The sequence below is a fragment of the Rivularia sp. UHCC 0363 genome (genome assembly GCF_034931125.1).
Classification (GTDB): domain Bacteria; phylum Cyanobacteriota; class Cyanobacteriia; order Cyanobacteriales; family Nostocaceae; genus Rivularia.
In genome coordinates, this window is the sequence record NZ_JAYGHM010000022.1 from 1 (window position 1) to 3,792 (window position 3,792).

At 42.0% G+C, this 3,792-nt stretch carries 2 protein-coding genes; both read right to left on the reverse strand.

Annotated elements, in window-relative coordinates; genetic code table 11:
- Nucleotides 1–27: 27 nt before the first annotated feature.
- A complete protein-coding gene (locus VB797_RS14270) occupies nt 28–1,740 on the reverse strand; it encodes a diflavin flavoprotein (RefSeq protein ID WP_323238349.1) in 1,713 nt (570 codons plus the stop codon).
- Between the two features lie 153 nt (nt 1,741–1,893).
- Complete coding sequence (locus VB797_RS14275; RefSeq protein WP_323238350.1) at nt 1,894–3,612, reverse strand: diflavin flavoprotein; 1,719 nt, start codon at nt 3,610–3,612, stop codon at nt 1,894–1,896.
- Nucleotides 3,613–3,792 lie beyond the last annotated feature (180 nt).

Sequence of the window (3,792 nt, forward strand, 5' to 3'; positions counted from 1 at the left end):
GAATTACTGCAATCCAAAATCCAAAATTTAATAATGCGTTCCCGTTTTTCGATAATGTACAGCCGTCAACCCTTCGTTATTCAACACTTTACCGTTATCGACGGTGGCATAAACTAACCAGTGGTCGCCACATTCCATCCGTGAAGTAACGGAACATTCAACGTATGCTAAAGCATCGGTAAGAGCGGGTGAACCGTTTCCGGCTTCCTCTGTCTTAACTCCTGAGAATCTATCCTCACCAGGACTAAATGGTTTAAGGAAGTGTTTCATCAATCCTAAATGACCGCCTTCTTTTAATACATTCAACACAAAACCGCTACCCGAATACATCAAGGATTCTAAGGCTCTATCCTTAGCTACAGCGATGGTTAAACCGGGTGGGTTGAAACTGGCTTGAGATACCCAGGAAGCCAACATTGCGCTGGAGACATCCCCTTGCTTTGCGGTGACAACGCACAAGGAACCGATGATTCTTCCTACTGCTTGTTCCACACTTGTGGAAGGTTGAGTTGGTGCTTTTACTTTTTTGGCTTTCTTCAATGTTTGAGCAAAATCAACTCCCGCTTCCTCGCACATTTGCAGCGTTTTTTCATCGGGTTTGAATTTGACGCGAATCGGATCGAAACCAAAGCGGAAGCCAGCATCTTTGAGTTTTCCTTCCAAAATATCCACGGCTTCCCCACTCCAACCGAAGGAACCAAATACCCCTGCGAGCTTACTTTTGGCAGCAGTGGAAAGGATAATACCTAAAGCCGTTTGAATTTGCGTGGGTGCGTGACCACCCAAAGTGGGAGAACCAATTATAAAACCAGATGCTTTTTCTACTGCTGTTTTGATATCTTCCGGTTCAACAGCTTCGCAATTGATCGATTCTACCGCGACTCCGGCTTTAGTTATTCCCCTAGCGATCGCAGTTGCTAATGTTGCGGTATTCCCGTAGGCGGAAGCGTAAATTAATGCAACGCTGGTATCTTGAGTTGTTTGCTGTTTGCTCCATTCGTGGTAAGCATCTGTTAGATCGATCAAGCCTTCGCGGACTAAAGGCCCATGATTCGGTGCATACATCCTTACTGCTAAATCATCAATCTTTTCTAAAGCAGTTTCCACCTGACGGGCGTGGGGTGCCATCAAGCAGTCATAATAATAACGTCTGTCTTCAACAAATATTTTCCAACCTTCATCGAAAACTTGGTCTCCGCAGATATGTGCGCCAAATAACTTATCTGAATACAAAATTTCCGTTTGCGGGTCGTAGGTGCAAAGATGGTCGGGATAACGAGGATTGGGAGTAGGAATAAACTGTAAATTATGTCCTCTCCCTAAATCAAGGTTTTCTTCCCCCTTCATTACTATGATTGGTAATTCGTCGTTTTCTAAAGCTTTGCGTAAGTTAATTGCACCAGGATTAGAACAAACAAATGTTACTTGAGGGGCAATTTCGAGTAAAGCCTTTAAAGTAGCGGCACGGTTGGGATTAACGTGACCGATAATTACGTAATCAATCTCGGTAATATCAATTCTTTGCTGCAAAATGTCTAAGTATTCTTGCGTAAAAGTTTCCCCAGGAGGGTCAATCAGCGCAATTTTATCGACTTGAATCAAATAAGAATTAGCCGTAGTACCCTTACTCAGAGCGTATTCGATCTCAAACCTTAACCGCGTCCAACTGCGCGATCGCAATATAGTCGTATCTGTAGCAATAGGGAGAATTTGAACGTCACGAGGCTTATTTTCTAACATGGTTGAATCATTGTGAGGAGTTAAGAGAAAAGTTAGGAGTTAAGAGTTAGGAGTTAGGAGTTTTGTAAGAAATAAAGAATATTTGAGTTGTTAATCTTTATTCTTTGATTTTTATTTTTAACTCCTCATTCTTCACTCCTAACTCCTAACTAATTAATAATGGTTTCCAACTTTTCTGTGATGGACTGCGGTTAACGCTTCGGCTTTGCTGACTTTACCTGCATACACTGTGCTGTATACAACCCAATGGTCTCCAGTATCCATTCTGCTCGCAACTTCGCATTCTACATAGGCTAATGCATCGCTGAGTATCGGCGCACCGTTTTCGGCTGGTTGGGTTTTTACTCCTTCAAAGCGATCGGCACCGGGAAGAAATCGTTTGAGAAAGTGTTTCATCAAGGCTTGATAATTGCCTTCTTCGAGAATATTTAAAACGAATTTATCCCCTACTTGCATCAAGGATTCAATTGCTCGATCTTTCGCAACTGCGATCGACAATCCCAAGGGTTTGAAACTAGCTTGATTTACCCAGGATGCTAACATCGCGCTTTTTACGTCACCTCGTTGAGCGGTAATAATGTATAACCCACCACTCAATCTTCCTAAAGCTTTATCTAAGTCAGCATCAAGAGACTTCATGTGTTTGATGCTTTTTTCGCGGGTTAATAATTGTCCTAAGTCAGTTCCCGCTTCTTCGCACTGCTTGTAAGTATTCTCGGTGGGTGTTTCTTTAATTTTGATGGCACCGAAAGCTGGTTTTAAACCTGCTTCTCGGAATTTGGTTAAAATTGGGTCGATTGGTTCATCGTCACCACCACCAGTTTCAAATAATCCTACCGCTTGTTTGTCGTTTACCGAACCTAAAATTGTGCTGAGAGCGGTTTGCAGCTTTTTATCGGATGCAGGAGGCATTCCGACGACAATTCCAGTAAAGCGGCTTGCTTGTTCTCGTAATTCCTGTAGATCGACATCTTCGCTCAAATCTACCATTTCTACAGCAACTTCTGTTTTAGAAACACCGCTGGCTATTGCTTGAGCAAGTTTATGACCATAACCGTATTTGGAGTAGAAAATACCAACAATTTTCTCAGCCTTGGCTTTATTTTTACTCCAATTGCGGTAGCGTCCGATCAACTCATCTACATTATGGGATAAAAGCGGGCCATGTCCGGTTGCTACCATACCCACAGTTTCCAACTCACCCATCCGCTTGAGAGCGGACATTACAGAGCGAGCGTTGGGAGCCATCAAGCACTCGTAATAATACTTGTATTCGGCACTTATTGCGTTTAAATCTTCATCAAAAGTCGCATCCGAACAATAATGCATCCCAAAAGCATCGCAGGTAAAGAGAATTTGGGTCTTATGGTCATATGTGAAAATGGTATCGGGCCAGTGTAGATTAGGAGCAATGACAAACTCAAGCTCGTGTCCGTTTCCTAAATCCAGGCGATCGCTATTCTTAACAATTTGATTCTTAAAAGGTTGGTGTACCAGATTTTCCAAAAATTGAATCGCAACTTTGGAACCAACCACCGTAACTTCTGGTGCTAACTGTAAAAAATCTTTAACTAAACCGCTGTGGTCGGGTTCGGTATGACTGATAATTAAATAATCGATTTCTGCTGGATTAACAAGTCCGTTAAGAGTATCAAAATACAGCTTGCGGAACTTTTCGTGAGAAGTATCAACTAAAGCAGTTTTTTCGCCACGGATGATAAACGAGTTATAGGTAGTGCCATTTTCCAAACCGAACTCGATATCAAATCTATCTCTATCCCAATCCAGAGAGCGAATTGCCGTAGTATCGTCAGCAATTTCGGCAGTCTGCATGGTGAGTTTTTTCTCGATTTTATCGGTAACTGCTACCATAACTAGTCTCCTTAATAGCTTTTTAATAACTGAGTATTTATGCCGGACTCTTCTATTGTGACACGAGTTATTTGTAAATTTTTATCAATATATCTATAGGTAGAGTTTAGGAAGTTTTATATATTGGGCGATTGAGAATTAGGTAATTGGTAATTGCTCTTGTAGGGTGTGTGACTAGGG